This window comes from Vibrio sp. FF266 (genome assembly GCF_041439695.1).
In the GTDB taxonomy this organism is placed as follows: domain Bacteria; phylum Pseudomonadota; class Gammaproteobacteria; order Enterobacterales; family Vibrionaceae; genus Vibrio; species Vibrio tasmaniensis_A.
Map to the genome: position 1 here is coordinate 51,940 of NZ_JBGOOO010000014.1, position 22,653 is coordinate 74,592.

Here is a 22,653-nt window from a genome sequence, read left to right on the forward strand (position 1 = left end):
GTTGTAACAACCTTGCATGAAAGGTATAAATACCGGAGTTATTATTACCTCCCTCTCAATTGACATGGATGAAGATTATGTTTGAAAAAGTGTTAGCAGCTCCCGCCGATCCTATTCTCGGCCTTACTGAAGAATTTAAAAAAGACTCTCGTGAAGAGAAAATTAACCTTGGTGTTGGCATCTACAAAAATGAAGATGGTCAAACGCCAGTACTTAAAACAGTAAAGAAAGCAGAAGCTGCACTTCTTGAAAACGAAAAAACCAAATCTTACCTAACGATTGAAGGTACCGCTGAATACGGTCTAGCGGTTCAGAAACTGCTTTTCGGTTCAGATGCAGAGATCGTAACGTCTCAACGCGCTAAAACAGCACAAGCTCCAGGTGGTACAGGTGCACTTCGCGTAGCGGGTGAATTCATCAAGCGCCAACTGGGTGACGTGAAAATCTGGATCAGTAACCCAACTTGGGCTAACCACAACGGCGTTTTCGCTGCTGCCGGTATCGAAACAGCTCAATACAGCTACTACAACGCTGAAACCAAAGACAAAGACTTCGCAGGCATGGTTGCTGACCTAGAGAAAGCTTCTGAAGGCGACATCGTTCTTCTTCACGGCTGCTGTCATAACCCAACAGGCATCGACCCAACAACTGAAGAGTGGGAAGTACTTGCTAAGTTAGTTGCTGAGAAGAAACTGCTTCCTCTATTCGATTTTGCCTACCAAGGTTTTGCTAAAGGTGTTGAAGAAGATGCAGCTGGCCTGCGCATTTTTGCTAAATACAACAAAGAGATTCTTGTTGCTAGCTCGTTCTCTAAGAACTTCGGTTTGTACAACGAGCGTGTTGGTGCATTCACATTGGTTGCAGAATCTGCAGACGTAGCAACAACAGCGTTCTCTCAAGTTAAGAGCATCATCCGCTCTATCTACTCTAACCCACCAGCGCACGGCAGTGCTGTCGTTACTCACATCCTTGGTGATGCTGATCTACGTGCAGAATGGGAAGCAGAAGTAGCAGAAATGCGTGACCGTATCCAAGAGATGCGCGAGCTATTCGTAACGACACTGAAATCTGAAGGTGTTGATGCAGACTTCACATTCATCGAGCGCCAAAACGGCATGTTCTCTTTCTCTGGTTTAAGCAAAGAGCAAGTAACTCGCCTGAAAGACGAATTCGCAATCTACATTGTCGGCTCTGGCCGTATCAGCGTAGCGGGCATGACGAAGTCAAATATGGGTCCTCTATGTAAAGGCATCGCTGCGGTTCTTTAATCGAAAAAGAAACCTGCACTTGCAGACCAATAGATATGCAAAAGCCAGCTATTAAGCTGGCTTTTTTGTGTCTGCCTCCTTTATATGTCAGTTTTTAAGACGCTTAGTCTATATATCGCTAACTAATACTCTAGGAAGAACTCTACACCTAGCTCGTTAGTGCGTTCACTACGAATCTTACCTTCGCCATTTCTGTGTTGGTAAGAGCCACCAATCGCAAATTTGTTGGTCACTAAATAGCGTAAACCTAGGTGGTAGACTTCCTCGTCAAACAAGTCACTGCGATTCACTTGTACACTGCCGTTCGCTATCCAACGTTTCGCAAAGCCATAGTTGAGTTCCGCTTTTATTCCTTGGATAAACTCCGTGTCAGACGAGCGAGTAATGTTAGTTCCATTATCTTCGACTTCCCCCTTAGTAATACCAAGCAGGTAGTAAGCCACTATATCTAGATCTCGCTTAATACTGTAACGGTACCCAATGCCCGGCATAAGGGTATCCATTCGAGTTGTTGATTCATCTGGGTGAATGAAACGAGCACTGTAGTCACCCAACAATAGCCAATCATCCGTTATCGCATAGCTAATACCTAATCCATAGGATGATGCATTGTTATTGCTGCCTGCATCTTCATTCAAACTTCCCGAATGAGCGGTGGCGTATATATGGTCATAATCAAGAATATCCACACTGTGAGTTTCGGCCCACGAACTTGAAGAAAACATAAAAATTGCAGACACTAAACTAAGTTTCCACTTCGGCATTCCTATCATCCTTTAACTGTCACCCTATTATTTGAAAGATTAGTCTATCCCTAAGACTTTAAAAAGGTTTTAGCTCACAGATTGATTTGTGACGGCAAAATATTATCAAATGTTGTACCATGAAATCATACAAACCAATGGATGATCATTATGGATGCTGAGTTATTAGAGATTCAAAACTTTCTGGCACAATACCCCCCTTTCACAGAACTCCCAGAGGAGATGTTGGCGAAAGTGACCAGTAGCGTCGAAATTTCTTATTACCGCCAAGATACCCCTATCATTCACTTTGGTGATCAGATTAACGACCTTTACATTGTTCGAAGCGGCGAAGTAGAAGTCTATCGTCGTAAAGGTGAGCTCTATAACCGGCTGGATGAGGGACACTTATTTGGCCAAATGGGGCTACTCACCAACAATAAAGTTCGCTTCCCGGTAAAAGCAACAGAAGACACCCTACTCTACTGTATCCCTGAACCTATTTTCCAAGAACTCTACGACAACTATGATTCATTCGCTGACTTTGTCGAAGTAGAAGATAATGCGCGACTGCGTCAGGCTAACTCAGACAGCAACGACGCTAACGATCTAACCACGTCAAAGGTAAAGACGCTGCTGACTAGCGAAGCGCCAATGATCGAAAAAACACGAACCATCCAACAAGCTGCTACCATGATGGCACAAGATAATGTTTCATCTTTGCTGATCATCGACCCGGATATTGTTGAAGATGATGAAGACGATTCGACGCCCGTTATTGGCATCATTACCGACCGTGATCTGTGTACCCGAGTTTTAGCAGAAGGACTCGATCCATCGGATGAAGTATCAAGTGTAATGACAGCAGAGGTTATCTCGCTCGATCATAATGCCTATGTCTACGAAGCCATGATGACCATGCTTCGCTACAACGTGCATCACCTACCAGTACTAAAAGATAAGAAGCCTATTGGTATTATTGAAGCGACCGATATTGTACGTTACGAATCTCAAAACTCGCTGTTATTGGTAAGCAGCATCTTCCAACAGCAAAGCATCGAAGATCTTAAAGTCCTTTCTGAGCAAGTAAAAGACAGCTTTGTGCGCTTGGTTAACGAAGACGCCAACGCCCACATGGTGGGTACCGCAATGTCGGTAATTGGCCGTAGCTTTAAACAACGAATTATTGAACTAGCCGAAGATAAACTCGGTAAAGCGCCGATCCCTTATTGTTTCCTCGCGCTCGGCTCGATGGGGCGTGATGAGCAGCTGCTCGTTACTGACCAAGATAACGCCATTATTCTTGATGATACCTACGATGAGAAAAAGCACGGTAAGTACTTTGAAGAGCTGTCGACCTTCATTTGTGATGGCTTAGACCAATGTGGCTATGTGTACTGTACCGGTGACATCATGGCCACTAACCCAACTTGGCGTATGACACGTCGACAATGGGAAGAATGCTTCGCTGATTGGATTGATGATCCAAACCCGAAAGCACTACTGAACGCCTCTATCTTCTTTGATTTAGATGGTGTTTATGGCCGCTTAAAATGGGCAGAACAGTTAAATAGCTTTATTGTAAGACGTGCGCGTAAGAACAACCGTTTCTTGGCGTGTCTTGCTCGCAACGCACTCAACCGAACACCGCCTCTGGGTTTCTTTAAAGATTTCGTAATGGAGAAAGATGGTCGTCATAACAACTCGATCAACCTTAAACGTCGTGGTACCGCACCACTTGCCGATCTAATCCGCGTTCACTCTTTAGCAGTCGCATCTCGCTCTAAGAACTCATTCGAACGTTTAGACGACATTATCGACGCAGGTATTTTGCCAAAAGGTCGAGCTCAAGACTTGAAAGATGCGATGGAATTCATCTCTTTAGTTCGTATTCGCCACCAAGCCCACGATGTCGACAACAACATTGAGCCTGATAACAACATTGAGCCAGAGAACTTGTCTGACTTCGAGCGACGTAATCTAAAGGATGCATTCCAAATATTAAGCAATGCACAGAACTTTCTTAAGTTCCGTTATCAAGCCAGCAATAAGTTTAAGTAGGCGCTATGAACAAACTATTCAGATCACCTGCAGTCGATTGGCCATTTAAGTTTGCTCAGAAATTGGAACGAGCGAGAGACGAGCGCTTAAAGCAATTTTATAGCCAGCCTCTTCCTGCACCTGATACGCCATTATCAGAAGTGACTTTCTTAGCTGTCGACTTTGAGACAACGGGTTTAAACCCAAACAAAGATGGCATCATTACCATTGGTCTAGTTCCGTTTACGCTAAATCGAATCTACCTAAGACAAGCCAAGCACTGGACCCTGAGACCAAAGCAGAAATTGGAAGAAGACTCGGTTGTTATCCATGGCATCACTCACAACGACATCATTGATGCGCCAGACTTAAGTGAAGTATTAGATGAGATCTTAGAGTCAATGGGCGGCCATATCCCAGTCGTTCATTATCGCCGCATCGAGCGTGATTTCTTGGATAACGCGTTGAAGGTCAGATTAGGTGAAGGAATTGAGTTTCCAGTCCTCGACACGCTCGAGATTGAATCTCAAATCCAAAACAAACTGGCCGGCGGTCTATGGAATAAGCTAAAAGGTAAGAAGCCTGCGTCAGTAAGGCTTGGTCAGAGCCGTCGTAGATACCACTTGCCTGACTATACTCCGCATCATGCGTTAACTGATGCGATTGCGACAGCGGAGCTTCTACAAGCACAGATTGCGCACCATTTTAGCCCTGATATGCCTGTTAAAGATTTCTGGTTATAGCTAAATTAAACACCATTTAAACGCGTATAAAGCGATTTAACTGTTAGCTACTGACTAATAGTTAATAGTGCACACTTCAAAATTAAAAACGCTCACATCATCTAGATTGTGAGCGTTTTTCTTTTTCGCATGATTTTTTTTTGCGCCTGAAGAGAAAGTCTACTCGGCTGTCGGGCCAACCAATCTCATTTCCCAATCTTCAACTTCGCCAGTTTCAAGTCGACGTTCTACAAGCGTGCCCCAAGATTCCACTAAAGGCAGCTCCGCCAATTCTCTAAGCTCTTGTTTATCCAAACAACCCGTGAACACCGCCCCCATAACCCGGCTTAACGGCCATTCTGGGTAAGGTCTTTCACACAGGGTAATCTCGTCACCGGAGCCGATATCACCCTCTTCCAAAACACGGAAGTACCAGCCAGTTCGAAGGGTATCTTGTAGCCTTCTTGCCATATCATTTTGATCGAATCGTACATTGAGCTTCCAACAAGGCATGCGCCCCTGTGAGACTTCCAATAAAGTAGATCCGATGCGAACCTTATCTTTCAAGCAAATGGATTGTTCCGTGATCCCGCTTGAGCTCAGGTTCTCGCCAAATGCGCCTGCAGATTGGAAGATGTCTTTGTCGCCCAGTTCTTGCTGCCAAACCGGATAGTGCTCACTTGGATAAATATGAAGGGCTTTCTGAATACCGCCATGAAAGCGAGGGTCGCCTTGCTCATCGTTAATAAATCCAAGCTCAGTGGCGTATTGGCGCTCAGATAAAACCTGCTTATTGATTGCACTCTGTGTACCGTGAGCAAAAGCAACGATCTTACCGCCCAAAACACTGTTTACTGTACCTAACTTCTTCATACCCTTCCTTTTCAGCAAGTAAAAAAAGAGGAGCTTTCGCTCCTCTTATTGTGAAATACGCCTTAATTAAGCGTATTTCTCTTCAAAGTCTTTCATGAAGTTGACTAATACTTGCACACCTTCCAAAGACATTGCGTTGTATAGTGATGCTCGCATCCCACCTACCGCTCTGTGACCTTTTAGTGATTTCAGACCAGCAGCATCAGCCAACTCTAAAAACTTAGCATCTAGCTCTGGTTTCGCTAATTGGAATGGCACGTTCATTCTTGAACGGTTTACTGTATGAACATCGTTTCTGTAGAAAGCTGAGCTATCAATCGCATTATAAAGCAGCGCAGCTTTCTCTTTGTTCACTAATTCCATCGCTTCAACACCACCTTGAGCTTTCAACCACTTGAATACAAGGCCTGATAGGTACCAAGCGTACGTTGGCGGTGTGTTGAACATTGAGTCTTTTTCAGCAAGTACTTTGTAGTTAAGAATGCTCGGCAATACGTCGTTTGCTAGCTCTAGCAGATCATCACGCACGATAGCAATGCAAATACCAGCGGGGCCTATATTCTTTTGAGCGCCAGCGTAGATAACACCGTACTGAGACACATCGATCTTACGAGACAGAATGTTAGATGACATATCCGCTACGATTGGCTTATCCGTTTGAGGAAGCTCACTGATTTCAATACCATCGATGGTCTCATTTGGACAGAAATGTACATACGCCGCTTCCGGGTCGATTTTCCAATCTTTAGCTGGAACAACCGCTGCTTTGCCATCAATTGACGTCTTGGCGTTGAATACATCGATTTCGCAATATTTGCTCGCTTCAGTCACTGCACTTTCTGCCCAGTAACCCGCATCAATGTAAGTCGCTTTCGTCGCGTCACCTAAAAGGTTTAGAGGAACAGCAGCGAATTGAGCACGAGCGCCCCCCTGACAAAAAAGAACTTTGTAGTTGTCTGGGATGTTCAGAAGATCACGTAGGTCCTGTTCGGACTCGTCAGCAACTTGAATAAATTCCTTGCTGCGATGGCTGATTTCCATCACGGAAGTCCCTAAACCATTCCAATCAATAAAGTCCGCCTGCGCTTGTTTCATTACCGGTTTAGGCAGTGCAGCTGGGCCAGCACTGAAGTTGAATACGTTATCTAATGTAAGTTCCATGGGGATGATTGCTCCTGCTAAATAATAACTATGCAAGTAATACCATGTTTTACCCAACATAAAAACAACAAAAGAGGTCTTAAGACCTCTTTTGTTTTGTACCGTATAAAATGTTTAAGCTTAACCTGCTAAATCACCCTATCAGTATTCAAGCCTGTTCTGTTTATTGAACAAAAACCGGCATAAGTAGAGCGATTAATGGAATTTCTTGTCCATTTTCGAACACTAGGTTTCCATTTTCTAAGTCAGCGCTGATTTCATAACCACTTTCTGTTTCCTTGATCATTTCCATCACAAGCAATTCATCGATACCTTCACGGATGAATGGGTACTCTTCAACAAGCTCATTTGAGAAGCTAGAGTGAACGTTACCCGTTAATGCCGGCATGATCATCGAAGGATTACTGCTGATGTTTTCGGTTCCTTCCGGTACGCTCACTAACCACTTAGATTCGAATTGACCCTTACCTAGATCTAACGACATATTGTTCATTGAAAGGTCGAAGCCTTTAGCAAACAGGATATCGATAAATGGAATGATCTCGGCAACGTCTTCTTGCGTCATTACTGGATTAGATTGGTAAATCTCAAAGATTTTCTCAAACGATTCGCTATCCAATTTCGACATTTCGAAATCGACGTTTAGGTTGTTCAACTGGCCTTCACTGGTCTCGATGTTTGCGATATCCAGCTTAAGGTTGCTGCGCAGACGCTTAGTCGCTTCATCTAGATGTGATTCAAAATCGTACTTAGAGTTTTCAATGGTCATGAAAGGCTGCATTGCAGAGTCTGTAACCAAGAAGCTATCGATAGTAAAATTCTGAGAACCTAACCAGTAGCCTTTCGCTTGTTGACCTGAACCTACACCTTTTAGGTTTGACAGTGTTACCTCTTCACCGGTTTCAAAATCAATTTGAACTGAAGGGATTGAAAGCTCGTAATCAACTTGCCCTAAAACAGTGGCATGGCCAGACAGATTCGATTTCGTGATTGATACCGAAGTACCATTCTCATCAGAACCTTGATGATTGAACTGGCTTAACTCGAAGTTAAAGTCCGTGTTGCCGTTTAGCTCAGTGCTAGTTGTCAGAGTTAGAGGCAGAATATCAGTATTATCAAACGTCGACAGTGCATTCAGGCTCACCAAACCGTGGCTAACCGCACTATTGATGACAAACTCACTCGGCAGCCCATCAATCGCGAGTTGTTCTTTCAGGTTTTCATCGGTCACAGTTAGGCGAGTAGTTACGTTAGAAGACAGGTAACCTCTATCGTACTCCACGATCTCCGCTTGAATGCTTGAATTGTTAAGCTTTGCAACACCATCGGTAATGGCATTTTGTCCAATTTGGCCAACCGCTAGTGGCCAACAAAGTGCCAATGAGATTGCGCCGCCAATTGCACCAATTTTTCTTAACTGTTCCATGAGTTCTCTTTCTACACGTGTCTGTTTTTTTAGTCTAACCCATCAGTAGCAAACAAGAAACATTGAGTTAAATCAGTCTATTGCTCGATACTTCGATTGCCTCAATAAATTAACGGCTAGCTCTCATCCTTATTCGGCGGTTCTTGCTAGGCTAGAGACATCGCTACTATTAAGGTTGAGCTGTGAATCAATACGCTGTTATCTGTTTGGACAATAATCCGGTTAGCATTGAAAGAATACGTTCGGAGCTGGCTCCGTTGGCTTCTGTATTCGATATTTATACTGCCGAGAACATAGAAGACGCGCATCACACATTAGAAGATATTCATGATCACAACCAAACTGTAGCCTTGGTGATCACTCATCATCATTCTGAATTTAATGGCGTGCAATTTCTGATTGAACTCGAACAGCTGCCCCATAGTAATACCGCAAGAACGATATTAGTCAGCGCTTCGTCAGACATTCAATCCATTCTAACCGCTGTAAATGAAGGCAGGCTCAACCACTGTCTAACCAAGCCAGTTCAAGATCAGGTTCTATTCAAATCAGCGCAAAAAGAGCTAACGTCTTTTGTCATCCAATACGACTCAGAAAACCTGCTCTCTTACAGCGATGCATTGGATCAACAGCGCTTACTCAGAGCGCACATTGAACAAAAGATTCACTCTTTCCAATCGGGTTTCATTCACGATTACCACCAGCTTTCTGACAATGCCCTTGCTGAGCGTGTCGTCAGTGCTCTGCAGGATGTCTTTTCAAAAGATGATAAAACCAAGGCCATTCGTGATTATTCACCAGAGCATCTGCTGACGGTTGAGGGCGAAGATAATCGCTTTCTTTGGTTAATTATTGAAGGTGAAGCGGCGCTCTATAAAAAAGATGAACTGGGGCAGCAACGCGAAGTTGTGCGTCACTCTAAGGGCAATATTGTCGGAGGGATGTCATTCGTGACGGGTGAGCCTTCGTTCTCTACTGCGATTACTCTGACTCAGACCCAAGTCATCAAACTGGATAAAGATAGCTTTGCTCAGGTGATGCATTCAAACAACACTCTGCTGCCGCTGTTTACCAATCTACTACTCCGTCACTTTAACCGACGATTACAAAGAAGCATCAACAATAAGATCCAGCTTCAGCAAACGCTAGAATCGTTGGAATCTGCACATCAACAATTGATAGAGAAAGAGAAGATGGCGATGCTCGGCCAACTCGTGGCGGGTGTTGCACATGAGTTGAACAACCCGATTGCAGCGATCTTGCGAAGCATTGAAACCTTGTCTGAACATCTCGATCAAATACTCGAGAACTCGGCACTCCCAGAATCCAATAAAGGGACGGATGTATTAGCACAGTCAAAAATGGCGAAGCCACTATCAACAGCTCAAGAAAGACAAATTGTAAAACACCTCACCTCTACTATCGATGACCGCGCGCTAGCTAAAAAAGCCGTAAGACTGAACCTGAGCCAAGACTCTGCGGTTTTAGATACCTTAAAAGACTCCCCTGTCGCAGGCAAAGAGCTGCTCAATGACTTAGAGCATTATCACTATGTTGGAAACTCTATCCGCTCAATTCAAGTTTGCAGCAAACGTATTGCCGATATGGTCAAAAGCCTAAAAAGCTATGCCCGAGAAGATGAAGAGGTCCGCCACTACACAGATATCCACGAAGGGCTTGAAGATACGTTAGTGATCTTTGAAAACAGGCTCAAACATCACCAACTTGAAAAACACTACGACACCGACTTGCCGCTTCTATTGTGCCAGTCGCTCTCGCTGCAACAAGTGTGGACCAACCTTCTCTCTAATGCACTTGATGCTCTTTCAGAGCGAGGCAAAGTCTCTATCACCACGTCTCAAGAAACTAAAGGTGACGACACGTTTCTTGTAGTGCAAATATCGGACACTGGACACGGTATCGCCAAAGAAGACATCAACACTATTTTCAACCCAAACTTCACGACCAAAAAAGAAGGCAACTTCGGTTTAGGGATTGGGTTATCCATTTCTCAACAAATCGTTTCGGCTCATCAAGGTTTTATTTTGGTGGAGTCTGAGGTAGGCAGCCATACACACATGCAAGTGTGGCTTCCATTCAAACAAGAAGGAGCACCTCATGAATAAGTACCTAATTTTATGTGTCGATGATGAGCCAGAGGTTCTCAACAGTGTCCTTCAAGATTTAGCACCATTTGAAGACAATTTTATTGTTGAAGGAGCCGAATCGGTCGATGAAGCTAAGCAAGTGATTAAAGAAATGGGACAGGAAGGTATTAAACTCGCCTTAATCTTGTGTGACCACATCATGCCTGACAAAACGGGTATCGATTTTCTTATCGAACTTAACCAGCACGACTCTACAAAGCCAACACGCAAGCTGCTGCTCACCGGGCAAGCTGGGCTAGAAGATACCGTCACAGCAATTAACAACGCGGCGCTTGATTTTTATATTTCAAAACCTTGGCAAGGCGATCAACTTAGAGACACGATTACTCAACAACTGACAGACTATGTCATTGCAAACGACAAGCAGTTGTTAAACTGGACTTCCATTTTAGATACTGAGCGAATACTGACCTCAATGTCAGACAAGCGAACTAGTTTCAGTGAATAGCGATAGGTTGGTAAATAGAGGTTGTTTGCTGAATAGTGATTAGATGATGAATAGCGATTAGTTAGTCGCGATGCATCTTTGACACTAAGTGTATTTTGTATAACAGCGAGTAAATTAAGTGTATCTAATAGTTATCGATAACAAGTGAATGGATACTAGATTTTGTTAAATAACCCTAAAACATGAGATCTCTGTAACAGAGCAGTACTTTACTTGCTTGTTTTTTAGCTAAATGACAAATGAATAGCATTTTTATGGGTTACTTTTCCGCGAGTTAGATTAAACTGTCTCAATGTTTATGGTTTGGCTATTTTTTATCAAACCAAAGGGATCAACACTAATAAAGGTTTACGGTCGTTATGCGCAAAATTCTACTTACTACCGCTATGCTATTGGCTTCTAGCCAAGCACTAGCTGTCGATGGACAACCAAATGAACAAGCACAAGTAATGAGCAACTTTAGCTACGATTACTTTGACGCTCGTATCGGTGCGAGCCCAATTACATTTGGTGGTGCGTTCAGTAAGTCAATCCACCCGAATGCTCACGCAGTAGCGCGTATCGATTCAGAATTTGAAGGCGATTACGACTCTGCTGTAGGTCTTGGTTTCCACGCTCCAATTAACAACTGGGCAGATCTAACGGGTGAAATGCTAGCTCGTATAGTTCAACCAGCAGCGAAAAGCTCTCCTGATGTTGGTATGGAATTCAACGTTGGTGTTCGTCAATGGCTTGGCCCACAACTAGAAGTTGGCGGCAAAGGCGGTTACGTTTCTATCGATGATAAAGATGATTGGATCGGTTCTGCTTACGTGCGTTTCCACTCTACAGAACTATTCTCTCTAGGTGCAGAAGTTCGTATCAATGATTTCTACGGTGATCAGTTAATGTTCACGACTCGTTTCAAGCTTTAAGTAAAACGAGAAAGCTCTTCATATGGGCTTAGCCTTTAAAACGGGCTAGATAGAAACAAAAAACCGAGGAAATCCCTCGGTTTTTATATATAAACAGTAATCTTATGCATATACAGGCGATATCTTTAGTGGCAGCTCTTTAATAATTGCTGCTTGCGTGGCTCTTGTAATAGTTTCCAGTGAATACCATCAATTGCACCCGCAAACTTCCAAAGTAATTTTAGGTCAACATCGTTTCCGTACGCTTCGCGAACCTTATTAAACACTTCAGATGCACCCAACTGCATAAACATTGAAACATCATCCACTCCAGCCTTTTTAACCATGCGTTCTAACGTCAGTTGCATGTTAGGCAAATCCCTTAATCTACGGCTAGCAGATGATTTTTTGAAGCTACGCTGCTGAATTGAATTATCGATTGAAGTACGAATAATACTATCCAATTCAGGATGCTCAGACGTAAAGAGATCCGTGATGTCGTAGTAATTCACGGTTGCTGTCGTCTGCTTTTTTACGTGACGATACTTTTCACAATCAAGCCCCGTCAGCTTTTTATCTAATAACTTCCCACCTCGAATGAATACACAATCTTCACTCAACAAAGCGAACATAGCGTCATTTTGAAAGAGGCCAATACCTCCAAACATAGAGCGCTTTTGATGTTCACCAAATTGATTCACGTAATTAATAAATGCTGTCTCGGTCATATCCGTTGATCCTTAATCAAATTACCCCGATTAGGTTGATCGCCAGACAAGCAGCTTTTTATGCGAAAAATTTTAAATCTATTTAATGTTTAGGTGAATATTATGGTTTCGTTTGTCACCTTTGAAATAAATGATACTTCGAAAAGAAAAATAAGTCAGGGCGCAGCTCACATCAATCAGTTGAATATCCTTGCTTTTAATGATTTACATCACATTAAACTATCAAATCACGCCAAGAATTTAATTCTTAGTGATACCCCCGTTCAAGTTATCAAAGCTTATGTGGTTCGATGAGTATTGCCTCGCAGCATCGCGGCTTGTAAAATGGTACGACATACATGTTCTTACTCTTAATATGAATCATTTATCATTTTTCTGGCTACCACAAAATAAAGCTCTTCTCCTTAAGGGCCTAGAATCCGAGTTTGCCCAACTTGTTGGACATTCCATCTCAGCGGGAAAAATAACTCTTCCTCCGATTCCTGAGGTTGTACTTAAAATTCAAAAGCTATGTACTCTTGAACCAACAGGCGTCGCCGAAGTTGCCGAGTGCTTACTTGAAGACCCAGGGCTGACAGCAATCGTGATCAGAGTTGCTAACTCAGTTGTCTTCAACAGACGCAATATTACTTGTGTCGATGTTATGACGGCCGTATCGCGTCTTGGTATATTGAGAGTGCGTGACATTGTCACGGCTCAGGCTATTGAACAACTTAAACATTCCGTCAATTTGAGTAAAGAGTGCAACGAGCTATTGGTTCAGAGCGCTTCTGTATCAAAAGAACTCGCCGCAACTATGGTGTTAGTCACTAACCTATTTAAAGAACTATCCCCTACCGAATACCGTTATCTAGAGCATGAAAAGTCACTACTTGTTGGGTTACTTGCAGACATTGGCTTGTTCTGTTTGGTTAGTGAATATCACCTCTACCTAGACAACGGGAACTATTTAGATCACGACATCGCACTGCAAATATTCCAAGGCCAATGTTCAGCAACCAGTAAGTTGGTCCTTAGACGCTGGGGTTTCGACAGCGACTTTATCGATGTGTGCAGCAACACCATTAATAATCACGAAGAGCGCGAGGTGTCTTACCTTGATATTGCGCGAATAGCTAACCACCTACTGATGTTTAGAAACAAGGATGAGAACATTGATGAGCACGAAGTAGAACTAAACGTGACAGGAGCGGAAGTACTTTATAAATTAAGCAACTTGAGCAAACAGGATTTTAATGCAAAGCTAAGTGACGTGATCAATACTAGCGGCTTCTAAGTTACTGTTAAATTGCTAGTAAATGCAATATGAAGTCAATGCAATGGGGAAAGCATGTTTACAGGGATGATCTTTATATTTGCGCCACTCGTCGTGGGGTATCTTTTTTCAATTTCGAACGCTCAGACGCTAGAATTTATCAACCGCTCTACTTCGCGGTTGATCTACGTGATTCTCGCGTTAATGGGACTTAGCTTAGCCGCACTCGATAACCTAGGCAGTAACCTGCAGACAATTCTTCTATACACGGCCACTTTCTTCGTCTGCTTAAGCGTTTGTAATCTAATGGCGCTACCTGCTATTGATAAGTTACTGCCACTCCAGACAGACAGCTGTAATAAGAAACTCCCCCTGTCTTCTATGGCGATGGAGTCTGCCAAACTCATCTTAGTGGTCGGTTCCGGCCTTATTGCGGGTTTAGTTCTGCCTATTGGACTTGATTGGGTTGATACCGCGAGTGAATGGATTCTGTTTGTTCTACTGTTCTTTATTGGCATTCAGTTACGCAATAGCGGACTAACACTTCGTCAAATCTTACTCAACAAGCACGGTATGGTAATCGCAATCGCAATCATCACCACCTCAATGCTTGGTGGTATTATTGCGTCTTATATCCTTGATATTCCTTTGTTCAGAGCCTTGGCAATGTCTTCAGGGTTTGGCTGGTATTCTTTAGCCGGTATCTTGATGGGCGACGCCTTTGGTCCTATTTATGGTGGCGCTTCTTTCATGCTTGAGCTGTTAAGAGAGTTAGTTGCTTTAATACTTATTCCTGTGCTGATCCGAAGCTACCCATGCACATCGATTGGTTATGCAGGCGCAACAGCGATGGATTTCACATTACCTGTCATTCAAACCACAGGTGGCGTTCGGTGCGTGCCAGTCGCCATAGTCAGTGGCTTTATCCTCAGCTTGCTTGTCCCGATTTTGATGTTGTTCTTTGTATCTCTTGCTAACTAGATCGCAGGAATAGCGTTTGTTTTAGATTAGAATGCAACTCGAATACCGATGCCCAAGACACCGATACAGTTACCGAAATAAAAAGACACTAAGTGTCATTGCTCAACAAATAATGATCACGGTAATCTGTAACGACAACGTTATAAAAAGAATAAACTTACAAAAGGAACCGCTATGAAACGCCTTTGCGTCGCATTACTGCTAGCTTCAACTTCGACTTTCTCTTTTGCAGCAGATTCAATGTCTGAGACAAATCAGTGCCAAGCAAAAAAATATGATGCGTACATCGACGCCTCTTTAGGTTGGTATGCTGACCTCGCTACATTAACTTCTGAGCAATACCCAGAATTGACAGAAGTAAGCGAGTGGTTCCTAGAAGGTCGTAAGCACCACTTCGAGCTTAATCGCGCTGCGGTAAACTACTACCTTGTGAACGATTCAAGCAAAGTGGCAACAGAGCAACCGGTAGAAGGCTGGCTGCAACTGGAACAACACGACATTAAGACGTTATCAACACGTGATGATGAACTTGGTAGAATTGCGAAAACAACGTTCGACGACCGCCAATCAACACCTCACGCTCAAAACTACGAGCTACGTTCCGCCTTTGCTGAGCTGCTTAGTCACCCTAAGCAAATCGATACAGCACTGCAGCGTTACAACCAGTCGATCGCCAAACTAGAAGCGATCAAGTGTAAATAACCCTTAATTTACTATGCTTTTATGGGAAGTTGGATTTCATAATTAAGACGGGACATTGTTCCCGTTTTCGTTTAGATTATCCCGCTCGCGTCAATATAAGAAAAATAACTCGCTTGCTATGGTTACGGAACAAAAAACAGCAGATGTTAGCTTTGACAGTCTTCTACGTATCTTTACAGTACCAGAAGGCCCAGACTCAACACTCACTCAAATCGAAGACAAACTTTCACGAAACCTGAATCAATTCTTACGTGAACACATTGTGGCTGAAGAAAAGCCATTACGTGAGATTGAGAAAGATTTTTCGAATGCTCATATCCCAGAGCAGCCTGAGTTTGTTTCAGAACATACCGAGCATCTCCTCGATTCTCTTGTATCTCATTCTGTACATACGTCGTCGCCAAGTTTTATTGGTCACATGACGTCTGCGCTACCCTATTTCCTGATGCCGCTGTCTAAAATCATGATTGCGCTAAATCAGAATCTAGTAAAAATCGAGACCTCAAAAGCTTTCACTCCCTTAGAACGTCAAGTTCTGGGTATGTTACATCGCCTGATATATCAGGATAGCGACCAGTTTTATTCTCGCTGGATGCACAGTGCCAACCACTCTTTAGGAGCGTTTTGTTCTGGCGGTACCATCGCGAACATAACAGCGCTTTGGGTTGCACGTAACAACGCGCTAAAAGCACAAGGTTCGTTCAAAGGTGTGGAAAAAGAAGGCTTGTTTAAAGCCATGAAGCACTACGGCTACGAAGGCCTTGCTATCTTGGTTTCTGAACGTGGTCACTACTCTCTGAAAAAAGCAGCGGATGTCCTTGGTATTGGTCAAGAAGGTCTAGTGTCTGTTAAAACAGATAACGACAACCGCATTTGTACGGACGACCTAAGACTCAAGATTGAACAGCTCAAGCAGAATAAGATAAAGCCTTTCGCTGTCATTGGTGTGGCTGGTACAACCGAAACCGGTAATATCGACCCTCTAAGAGACATTGCAGAAGTGTGTGCTGAATCCGATTGTCATTTCCATGTTGATGCCGCTTGGGGAGGTGCGACTCTAATGTCGAACAACCATCGTCACCTACTTGATGGTATTGAATTGGCTGATTCAGTTACGATTGATGCACATAAACAGCTTTATATCCCTATGGGTGCTGGCATGGTTTTGTTTAAGAAGCCAGATGCGATGACCGCAATCGAACATCACGCTCAATACATCCTTCGCAAAGGCTCAAAAGACTTAGGTAGCCATACGTTAGAAGGCTCTCGTTCAGGTATGGCAATGTTAGTCTACGCCTCAATGCACATCATCAGTCGCCCTGGGTATGAACTGCTAATCGACCAGAGCATCAATAAAGCGCGCTACTTTGCTGACCTGATTAAAAGTCAAAACGACTTCGAACTGGTTTCAGAGCCTGAGCTTTGCCTACTGACCTATCGCTATGTGCCTGAATCAGTTAAAGCAGCACTACTCAAGGCTAAAGCACCAGAGCGTGTTGAACTGAATGAGCTACTGAATGAACTGACCAAGTTTATTCAGAAGAAGCAACGTGAAACGGGCAAGTCTTTCGTATCGCGAACGCGCTTAAACCCCGAAATATGGGCGCATCAGCCAATCATCGTTTTCCGTGTAGTATTAGCAAATCCACTGACGGGCAACGATATTCTCTCTTCAGTGCTTGAAGAACAGCGTGAAATCTCTAAACTAGCACCCAATTTGATGAGTAAAATCACCAAATTGGTTAAGCTAATCAACGCCTAGCCATTCAATTTTAGTTGCATCAAATTGAAAATTTCTTTCTTTTTGATGTAACTTAGCTGTCAGTTCATACTCAATTTGCATTCTTTTTGCTCTAATCCTCTTCCAATTCTGTAGTTTTCTAAAATTTTGTTGAGGTTTGTCATATTCTTAAGCATTGATGCCGTGTTTTTGTATTAGTGAATAGTATCTTGGGTTTATACTGACTCTATGGTGCTAGTTAGCTTGATATCTATTTGATGCAGTAGAATTTACAATACCGAATATAAGTTTGGTTTTGTATTTTCTTATATTTGTTTCAGCCATACCCCCTGGTAAAAGATATTAACTAGCAAGTTGTTCTCTATACCCTTGTGAACACTATGAATACATTAGAAAAAATACAAAAAAACCTGGAAAATTTCAGCAAGTCTGAGCGTAAGGTAGCCGAAGTAATCATGGCTTCCCCTCAAACTGCAATTCATTCTAGCATTGCTACCTTAGCGAAAATGGCTGACGTGAGTGAGCCTACAGTTAACCGCTTCTGTCGTCGTTTAGACACAAAGGGCTTCCCTGACTTTAAACTTCACCTAGCCCAAAGCTTGGCGAACGGCACACCTTACGTGAACCGTAATGTTGAAGAAGATGACGGCCCAGATGCTTACACGCATAAGATTTTTGAATCAACTATGGCTTGTCTAGATGTTGCTAAAAACAGTTTAGACGCGATGCAAGTAAACCGAGCGGTTGACTTACTGACACAAGCAAAACGCATTTCGTTCTTCGGACTGGGTGCCTCTTCTGCTGTAGCCAAAGATGCTCAAAACAAATTCATTCGTTTCAATATCCCAATCACTTGTTTCGAAGACATCGTGATGCAACGCATGAGCTGCATTAACTGCAGTGATAACGATGTCATTGTTCTGATCTCTCACACTGGCCGCACTAAAAGCCAAGTAGAGATTGCGAACTTAGCTCGTGAAAACGGCGCGACAGTTATCGCTATCACAGCAAAAGACTCTCCGCTAGATAAAGCGAGTTCTCTGTCTATCTCATTGGATGTACCGGAAGACACTGACGTTTACATGCCAATGGCAAGTCGTGTTGTTCAGATGACGGTTATCGATGTGTTAGCAACAGGCTTTACGCTTCGTCGTGGTTCTGGCTTCCGAGAGAACCTGAAACGAGTAAAAGAGTCACTTCGTGATTCACGTTACGAAAAGTACTCTCAGTTCTAATCTGTTAAGATGTGAGCTTAAGAATTCAATTGAAAAACGGAGCCTAGAGCTCCGTTTTTATTTGTCCCGCGTTAGCTTAGCTTTCTCGTTATGTGTGCTTTCTACTTTCTGCTATTAGATCGTCCAGCTATTACCTTTCTCTACTACATTATTTTCAGACGCATAAGAGTTGATAATGGTAAAACTCGACTCCGTAACCTGTTCTGGGGCACGTTGAGCACCTTGATTCATCGAGGCTGTCTCATGGTATTCACCTCCACAGTCACACTCCTCACAAACCTGCTGAAGAATATGTACGAGTCGTTCTTGGTTCAGCGGTAAAGGGTTCCCTTTAATCGCCACCGACTTGAGCGCGTCGGCAGACACCTCATCAAACTGGGCTTCACAGACACCAAATTCCAGTAAACTTGGAAGCTTGAGCGTATCCAACACTTCAGACAACCAAGAAATTGCCTCTTCCTCTGTTGCTTCTACGTTACCTGTCACTATCTGAGAAATTCGCTGATAACGCGCTAGGATGTCACTCCTCTGCTGCTCCTTCGCAGCAGCTATATTCTCTAACATCACAAATGGTGCTAAACGTGCAGTTATCACACTATGAGGAGCCGAGATTTTGCCACCTAGCGCAGAAGCTAAACCATGCGCAGCGCCAAGTTTGGCGTTAGTTATCGCTATTCCCCCTAACATAGAGGAAAACGCGAGATCAGAACGCGCTTGAGGTTCATCGTAGATACACGCCTGAATGACAGAACCACTCAGCTTACGTAAGCCTTCTTCACAGATCATATCAGTCAGTGGGTTCGGTTCACCGCACACATAGGCTTCCATTAGATGGGTAAATGCGTCCATAGCACCTCGCCCCGATAAATACAGATTCGTACCATGAGTTAGGGTTGGGTCAACAATCGCAACGTCAGCCAGCATGTCTGGGTTTCTAAGGCTGATTTTTACTTGGTCTTGCCCTGATTTCAGCACCGCGTTTTTAGTGACTTCTGCACCTGTACTCGCTGTGGTTGGAATCGCAATGAACGGAAGCGGTTTGGTTTTAAGAGGGACATTACGCCCAACGACTTCAACATAGTCATACAAACTACCTTGGTTAGGTAAAACCGCGGCTAACGCTTTGCCCATATCGATGGCGCTACCGCCCCCCATAGCGACAACCATATCTGGCTTAAATCGACGTGCAGAAATAGCAGCCTCCTCAACCATTTTGATATTAGGTTCACCGGATACGGCAATGTGTTGATAGCGTATACTCTGTGCATCGAGATAGTCAGTGACTATTGAAGTGCGCTCTAATGTATTGCCAGTCACCAATAGCACGCTGTAACCGTATTGATTAAAGAGAGACAATGAAGCGGAGAGTGCTCCATCACCAAAGATGATCTTTGTAGATGTCATAAATTGAAACATGGTGCCTCCTGCGCCTATGACCGAACAAAACTGCGAACTCTTGGTTTTTAGGAAATTGGTCTCTTGGATTTCACATTTGAAATTTGATTTTCGTATTTACAACACAATCCCGGCACCCCAAATACGAATGCACTAAAACATCATTACTTCAGACTGCTTACAGAATATGGTTCCATACCTAGATAAAGGATGCCTCGTTCTGCGTTTGATTTTTTTGACAAGGTGCAACTTGTCGCACTAAATATCGACTAAAGTTGCAATCTTAGGGGTAATTCACATACTAATATTGAGGGGAATTCACGATGACAGTGGCCAGTAAACAATACTCTAGCCTTTTATGATTAATATTTGCGCTGATAGGCAAAACCTATCGTATTAAGAGGCAATTCCATCTTTATTTCCCCATGCCATTGAGGCATAGTTGGTTTTAAGAAATTTTGAGTGGCATTCATAATAGAATAGTTAACATAAATGAGTTAACGAGCCTCATCCCGTATTTAGGAGAAATTAAATGTTTGTAGTTATTTTTGGTCGCCCTGCTTGTCCATTCTGTGTTCGCGCAAAAGAGCATGCTGAAACTCTTAAAGCTAAACGCGATGACTTCAACTACCGTTACGTTGACATCCACGCTGAAGGCATCAGCAAAGCTGACCTAGAGAAGACTGTTGGTAAACCTGTAGACACAGTTCCACAAATCTTCATCGACCAAGATCACATTGGCGGCTGCACAGAATTTGAAGCATACGCAAAAGAAAACCTAGGTCTTTTCGACTAAGCTGGGATTTCTCAAACGAAAATCGAGGCTAAAGCCTAAACAGCTGATAGATAAAACAGTTAGACTGTATGATTGATATAAAGCCCGCTCATTGCAGCGGGCTTTTTTATGACAATTTTTCAACCGGAGTAAGATTAAGGTCAATATCGAATAAAATTGAAAATAGCACTTATAATTTATTTATATTTAGATACAATTCATTCCTCAAACTGATCCTGTGTTTCACGCTAATTATTGAGCAATCACTGTGAATATCGACGTTGTCTTGCTGTTAAAACAAAACCCCATCCTTCTCATTTTTGTTGTGTTATCTATTGGCCTCGCCATTGGTAAAATTCGTTTCGGTAGTCTCCAACTAGGAAATTCAATCGGTGTTCTGATTACTTCTCTTATCATGGGACATCTTGGCTTTTCCTTTAACGCCGACGCTCTCACAATTGGTTTCATGCTCTTCATTTACTGTGTAGGTATTGAAGCCGGGCCCAACTTCTTCGGTATATTCTTCAGAGATGGTAAGCATTACCTCATTCTTAGCCTCGTTGTACTTTCTACGGCCATTGCCCTTACTTATTTTTGCAGCGAATATTTAGGTCTTGGTTTCGGACTTTCCGCAGGCATGATGGCGGGAGCACTAACTGCAACACCAATATTAGTTGGCGCGCAAGATGCACTCAATTCAGGTTTAGCTGAAGTACCAAGAAACATGGACTTGGGTCTGGTTATAGAAAACCTCTCTGTAGGTTACGCGATGGCTTATTTAGTCGGCTTAATCAGTATGATTATGTTTGCCCGCCTTATTCCAAAGCTTCAGAAAGTAAACCTGCACGACTCTGCAGAACAAATAGCTCAAGAGCGCGGCCTAGGCACCTCTGGCCAGCGTAAGGTTTACTTACCCATTATCCGTGCTTATCGTGTGGGACCAGAGCTCATTACCTGGACTGATGGCAAGAACCTTCGTGAGCTTGGCATCTATCGTCAAACTGGTTGCTACATCGAGCGGATTCGACGTAATGGTATTCTTGCCCACCCTGATGGCGATGCCATTCTGCAAGAAGGCGATGAAATCGCATTGGTTGGTTTCCCTGACAGCCACGCTCGTCTTGATCCAAGTTTCCGAAACGGCAAAGAAGTTTTTGACCGTAACCTTCTCGATCTACGAATCGTTGAAGAAGAGATTGTCGTTAAAAGTGACAACATCGCAGGTAAGCGTTTATCTGACTTAAACTTATCCGAATACGGCTGTTTCCTTAACCGCGTAGTAAGAGCTCAAATTGAAATGCCGATGGATTTAAACATCGTACTTTCTAAAGGTGATGTACTACAAGTCAGTGGTGAAAAGAGCCGTGTTCACGGCCTTGCAGAAAAAATTGGTTTCATCTCGATTCACAGCCAAATGGCCGATTTGACGGCTTTCTGTAGCTTCTTCATTCTGGGCATTTTGTTTGGTTTGATCACCATGACATTCGGCCAAGTCTCATTTGGTTTAGGTAATGCAGTTGGTCTTCTTCTATCGGGCATCATGCTTGGCTTCTTACGAGCGAACCACCCTACCTTCGGTTACGTTCCTCAAGGGGCGTTGAATATGGTCAAAGATCTCGGTTTGATGTTCTTTATGGTCGGTATCGGCTTGAGCGCCGGTGGTAAGATATTTGAGCATTTGACCCAAGTGGGTCCGCAAGTTATCGGGATAGCACTTATCGTGAGTGTACTGCCGGTATTCTTCGCTTACCTAGTCGGCGCTTACGCACTGAAGATGAACCGAGCTCTTCTTTTTGGAGCCATCATTGGCGCACGAACCTGTGCTCCGGCAATGGACATAGTAAACGACCACGCTCGTTCAACTATCCCAGCACTGGGGTACGCAGGTACGTACGCGATAGCCAATATATTGATGACCTTAGCGGGTACCTTTATCATTATCATCAGCTAGTTTATTCAGCGTTATAGCGCTTTAGATTAGATATTTTAAATGCACTAATTCATCTTTGAGTTAGTGCATTTTTTATTACTTAATCTCTTTTCTCATCCCAAATCTCTATACTACTTTCCTCAAACTACAGACAAAAAAATAGGCGCTC

The 22,653-nt window shown here is 43.3% G+C and carries 19 protein-coding genes; 13 read left to right on the plus strand and 6 right to left on the minus strand.

Annotated elements, in window-relative coordinates; all coding sequences use genetic code 11:
- The first annotated feature begins 77 nt into the window (after nt 1–77).
- Nucleotides 78–1,268, plus strand: a complete 1,191-nt coding sequence (locus tag ACED59_RS12540; RefSeq protein WP_017096727.1) for an amino acid aminotransferase — start codon at nt 78–80, stop codon at nt 1,266–1,268.
- A gap of 122 nt (nt 1,269–1,390) precedes the next feature.
- Here the strand turns inward: ACED59_RS12540 and ACED59_RS12545 are convergent, their stop codons facing one another.
- On the minus strand, nt 1,391–2,032 hold the full coding sequence (locus ACED59_RS12545; protein ID WP_029223784.1) for an outer membrane beta-barrel protein: 642 nt from the start codon (nt 2,030–2,032) through the stop codon (nt 1,391–1,393).
- A 150-nt stretch (nt 2,033–2,182) separates the two neighbouring features.
- Between ACED59_RS12545 and ACED59_RS12550 the strand changes: the two genes are divergently transcribed.
- Entirely contained in the window at nt 2,183–4,072 is a 1,890-nt protein-coding gene (locus ACED59_RS12550; RefSeq protein WP_009847053.1) for a DUF294 nucleotidyltransferase-like domain-containing protein, read from the plus strand.
- A 5-nt stretch (nt 4,073–4,077) separates the two neighbouring features.
- A complete protein-coding gene (locus ACED59_RS12555; protein WP_012604226.1) occupies nt 4,078–4,794 on the plus strand; it encodes a 3'-5' exonuclease in 717 nt (238 codons plus the stop codon).
- 159 nt (nt 4,795–4,953) lie between these two features.
- Here ACED59_RS12555 and ACED59_RS12560 read toward each other — a convergent pair whose 3' ends face one another.
- The 3 genes from ACED59_RS12560 to ACED59_RS12570 form a co-directional block, all read right to left on the minus strand.
- Nucleotides 4,954–5,646: an MOSC domain-containing protein gene (locus ACED59_RS12560; RefSeq protein ID WP_029223783.1), complete on the minus strand. Its 693-nt coding sequence runs from the start codon at nt 5,644–5,646 to the stop codon at nt 4,954–4,956.
- A 66-nt stretch (nt 5,647–5,712) separates the two neighbouring features.
- On the minus strand, nt 5,713–6,807 hold the full coding sequence (gene serC / locus ACED59_RS12565) for a 3-phosphoserine/phosphohydroxythreonine transaminase (protein WP_029223782.1): 1,095 nt from the start codon (nt 6,805–6,807) through the stop codon (nt 5,713–5,715).
- Between the two features lie 163 nt (nt 6,808–6,970).
- Nucleotides 6,971–8,233, minus strand: a complete 1,263-nt coding sequence (locus tag ACED59_RS12570) for a DUF945 family protein (RefSeq protein ID WP_017096724.1) — start codon at nt 8,231–8,233, stop codon at nt 6,971–6,973.
- A gap of 182 nt (nt 8,234–8,415) precedes the next feature.
- Here ACED59_RS12570 and ACED59_RS12575 point away from each other — a divergent pair, with 182 nt between their 5' ends.
- The 3 genes from ACED59_RS12575 to ACED59_RS12585 all read left to right on the plus strand — a co-directional run bounded on the left by ACED59_RS12575 (nt 8,416) and on the right by ACED59_RS12585 (nt 11,763).
- The gene (locus ACED59_RS12575) at nt 8,416–10,359 is read left to right on the plus strand and encodes an ATP-binding protein (protein WP_371704921.1); all 1,944 of its coding nucleotides are present in this window, start codon (nt 8,416–8,418) and stop codon (nt 10,357–10,359) included.
- Complete coding sequence (locus ACED59_RS12580) at nt 10,352–10,849, plus strand: response regulator (protein WP_017096722.1); 498 nt, start codon at nt 10,352–10,354, stop codon at nt 10,847–10,849. Before ACED59_RS12575 ends, ACED59_RS12580 begins: the two co-directional genes overlap by 8 nt.
- Before the next feature lie 359 nt (nt 10,850–11,208).
- Nucleotides 11,209–11,763: a hypothetical protein gene (locus tag ACED59_RS12585; RefSeq protein ID WP_009847060.1), complete on the plus strand. Its 555-nt coding sequence runs from the start codon at nt 11,209–11,211 to the stop codon at nt 11,761–11,763.
- A gap of 125 nt (nt 11,764–11,888) precedes the next feature.
- Here ACED59_RS12585 and ACED59_RS12590 read toward each other — a convergent pair whose 3' ends face one another.
- Entirely contained in the window at nt 11,889–12,470 is a 582-nt protein-coding gene (locus ACED59_RS12590) for a TfoX/Sxy family DNA transformation protein (RefSeq protein WP_009847061.1), read from the minus strand.
- A 355-nt stretch (nt 12,471–12,825) separates the two neighbouring features.
- Between ACED59_RS12590 and ACED59_RS12595 the strand changes: the two genes are divergently transcribed.
- The 5 genes from ACED59_RS12595 (at nt 12,826) to ACED59_RS12615 (ending at nt 18,384) form a co-directional block, all read left to right on the plus strand.
- Nucleotides 12,826–13,746: an HDOD domain-containing protein gene (locus ACED59_RS12595; RefSeq protein WP_017096721.1), complete on the plus strand. Its 921-nt coding sequence runs from the start codon at nt 12,826–12,828 to the stop codon at nt 13,744–13,746.
- 54 nt (nt 13,747–13,800) lie between these two features.
- Nucleotides 13,801–14,706 (plus strand): lysine exporter LysO family protein, encoded by a 906-nt coding sequence (locus ACED59_RS12600; protein ID WP_017096720.1) that lies wholly within the window; start codon nt 13,801–13,803, stop codon nt 14,704–14,706.
- 174 nt (nt 14,707–14,880) lie between these two features.
- Entirely contained in the window at nt 14,881–15,408 is a 528-nt protein-coding gene (locus ACED59_RS12605) for a hypothetical protein (protein ID WP_009847065.1), read from the plus strand.
- A gap of 118 nt (nt 15,409–15,526) precedes the next feature.
- Entirely contained in the window at nt 15,527–17,170 is a 1,644-nt protein-coding gene (gene panP, locus ACED59_RS12610) for a pyridoxal-dependent aspartate 1-decarboxylase PanP (protein ID WP_017096719.1), read from the plus strand.
- Between the two features lie 359 nt (nt 17,171–17,529).
- Nucleotides 17,530–18,384: a MurR/RpiR family transcriptional regulator gene (locus tag ACED59_RS12615; RefSeq protein ID WP_004734686.1), complete on the plus strand. Its 855-nt coding sequence runs from the start codon at nt 17,530–17,532 to the stop codon at nt 18,382–18,384.
- Between the two features lie 114 nt (nt 18,385–18,498).
- Here the strand turns inward: ACED59_RS12615 and ACED59_RS12620 are convergent, their stop codons facing one another.
- Complete coding sequence (locus ACED59_RS12620; protein ID WP_017096718.1) at nt 18,499–19,800, minus strand: iron-containing alcohol dehydrogenase; 1,302 nt, start codon at nt 19,798–19,800, stop codon at nt 18,499–18,501.
- Between the two features lie 511 nt (nt 19,801–20,311).
- Between ACED59_RS12620 and ACED59_RS12625 the strand changes: the two genes are divergently transcribed.
- A complete protein-coding gene (locus ACED59_RS12625; protein ID WP_009847069.1) occupies nt 20,312–20,575 on the plus strand; it encodes a GrxA family glutaredoxin in 264 nt (87 codons plus the stop codon).
- A 247-nt stretch (nt 20,576–20,822) separates the two neighbouring features.
- Complete coding sequence (locus ACED59_RS12630; protein WP_012604238.1) at nt 20,823–22,505, plus strand: aspartate:alanine antiporter; 1,683 nt, start codon at nt 20,823–20,825, stop codon at nt 22,503–22,505.
- Nucleotides 22,506–22,653: the final 148 nt, after the last annotated feature.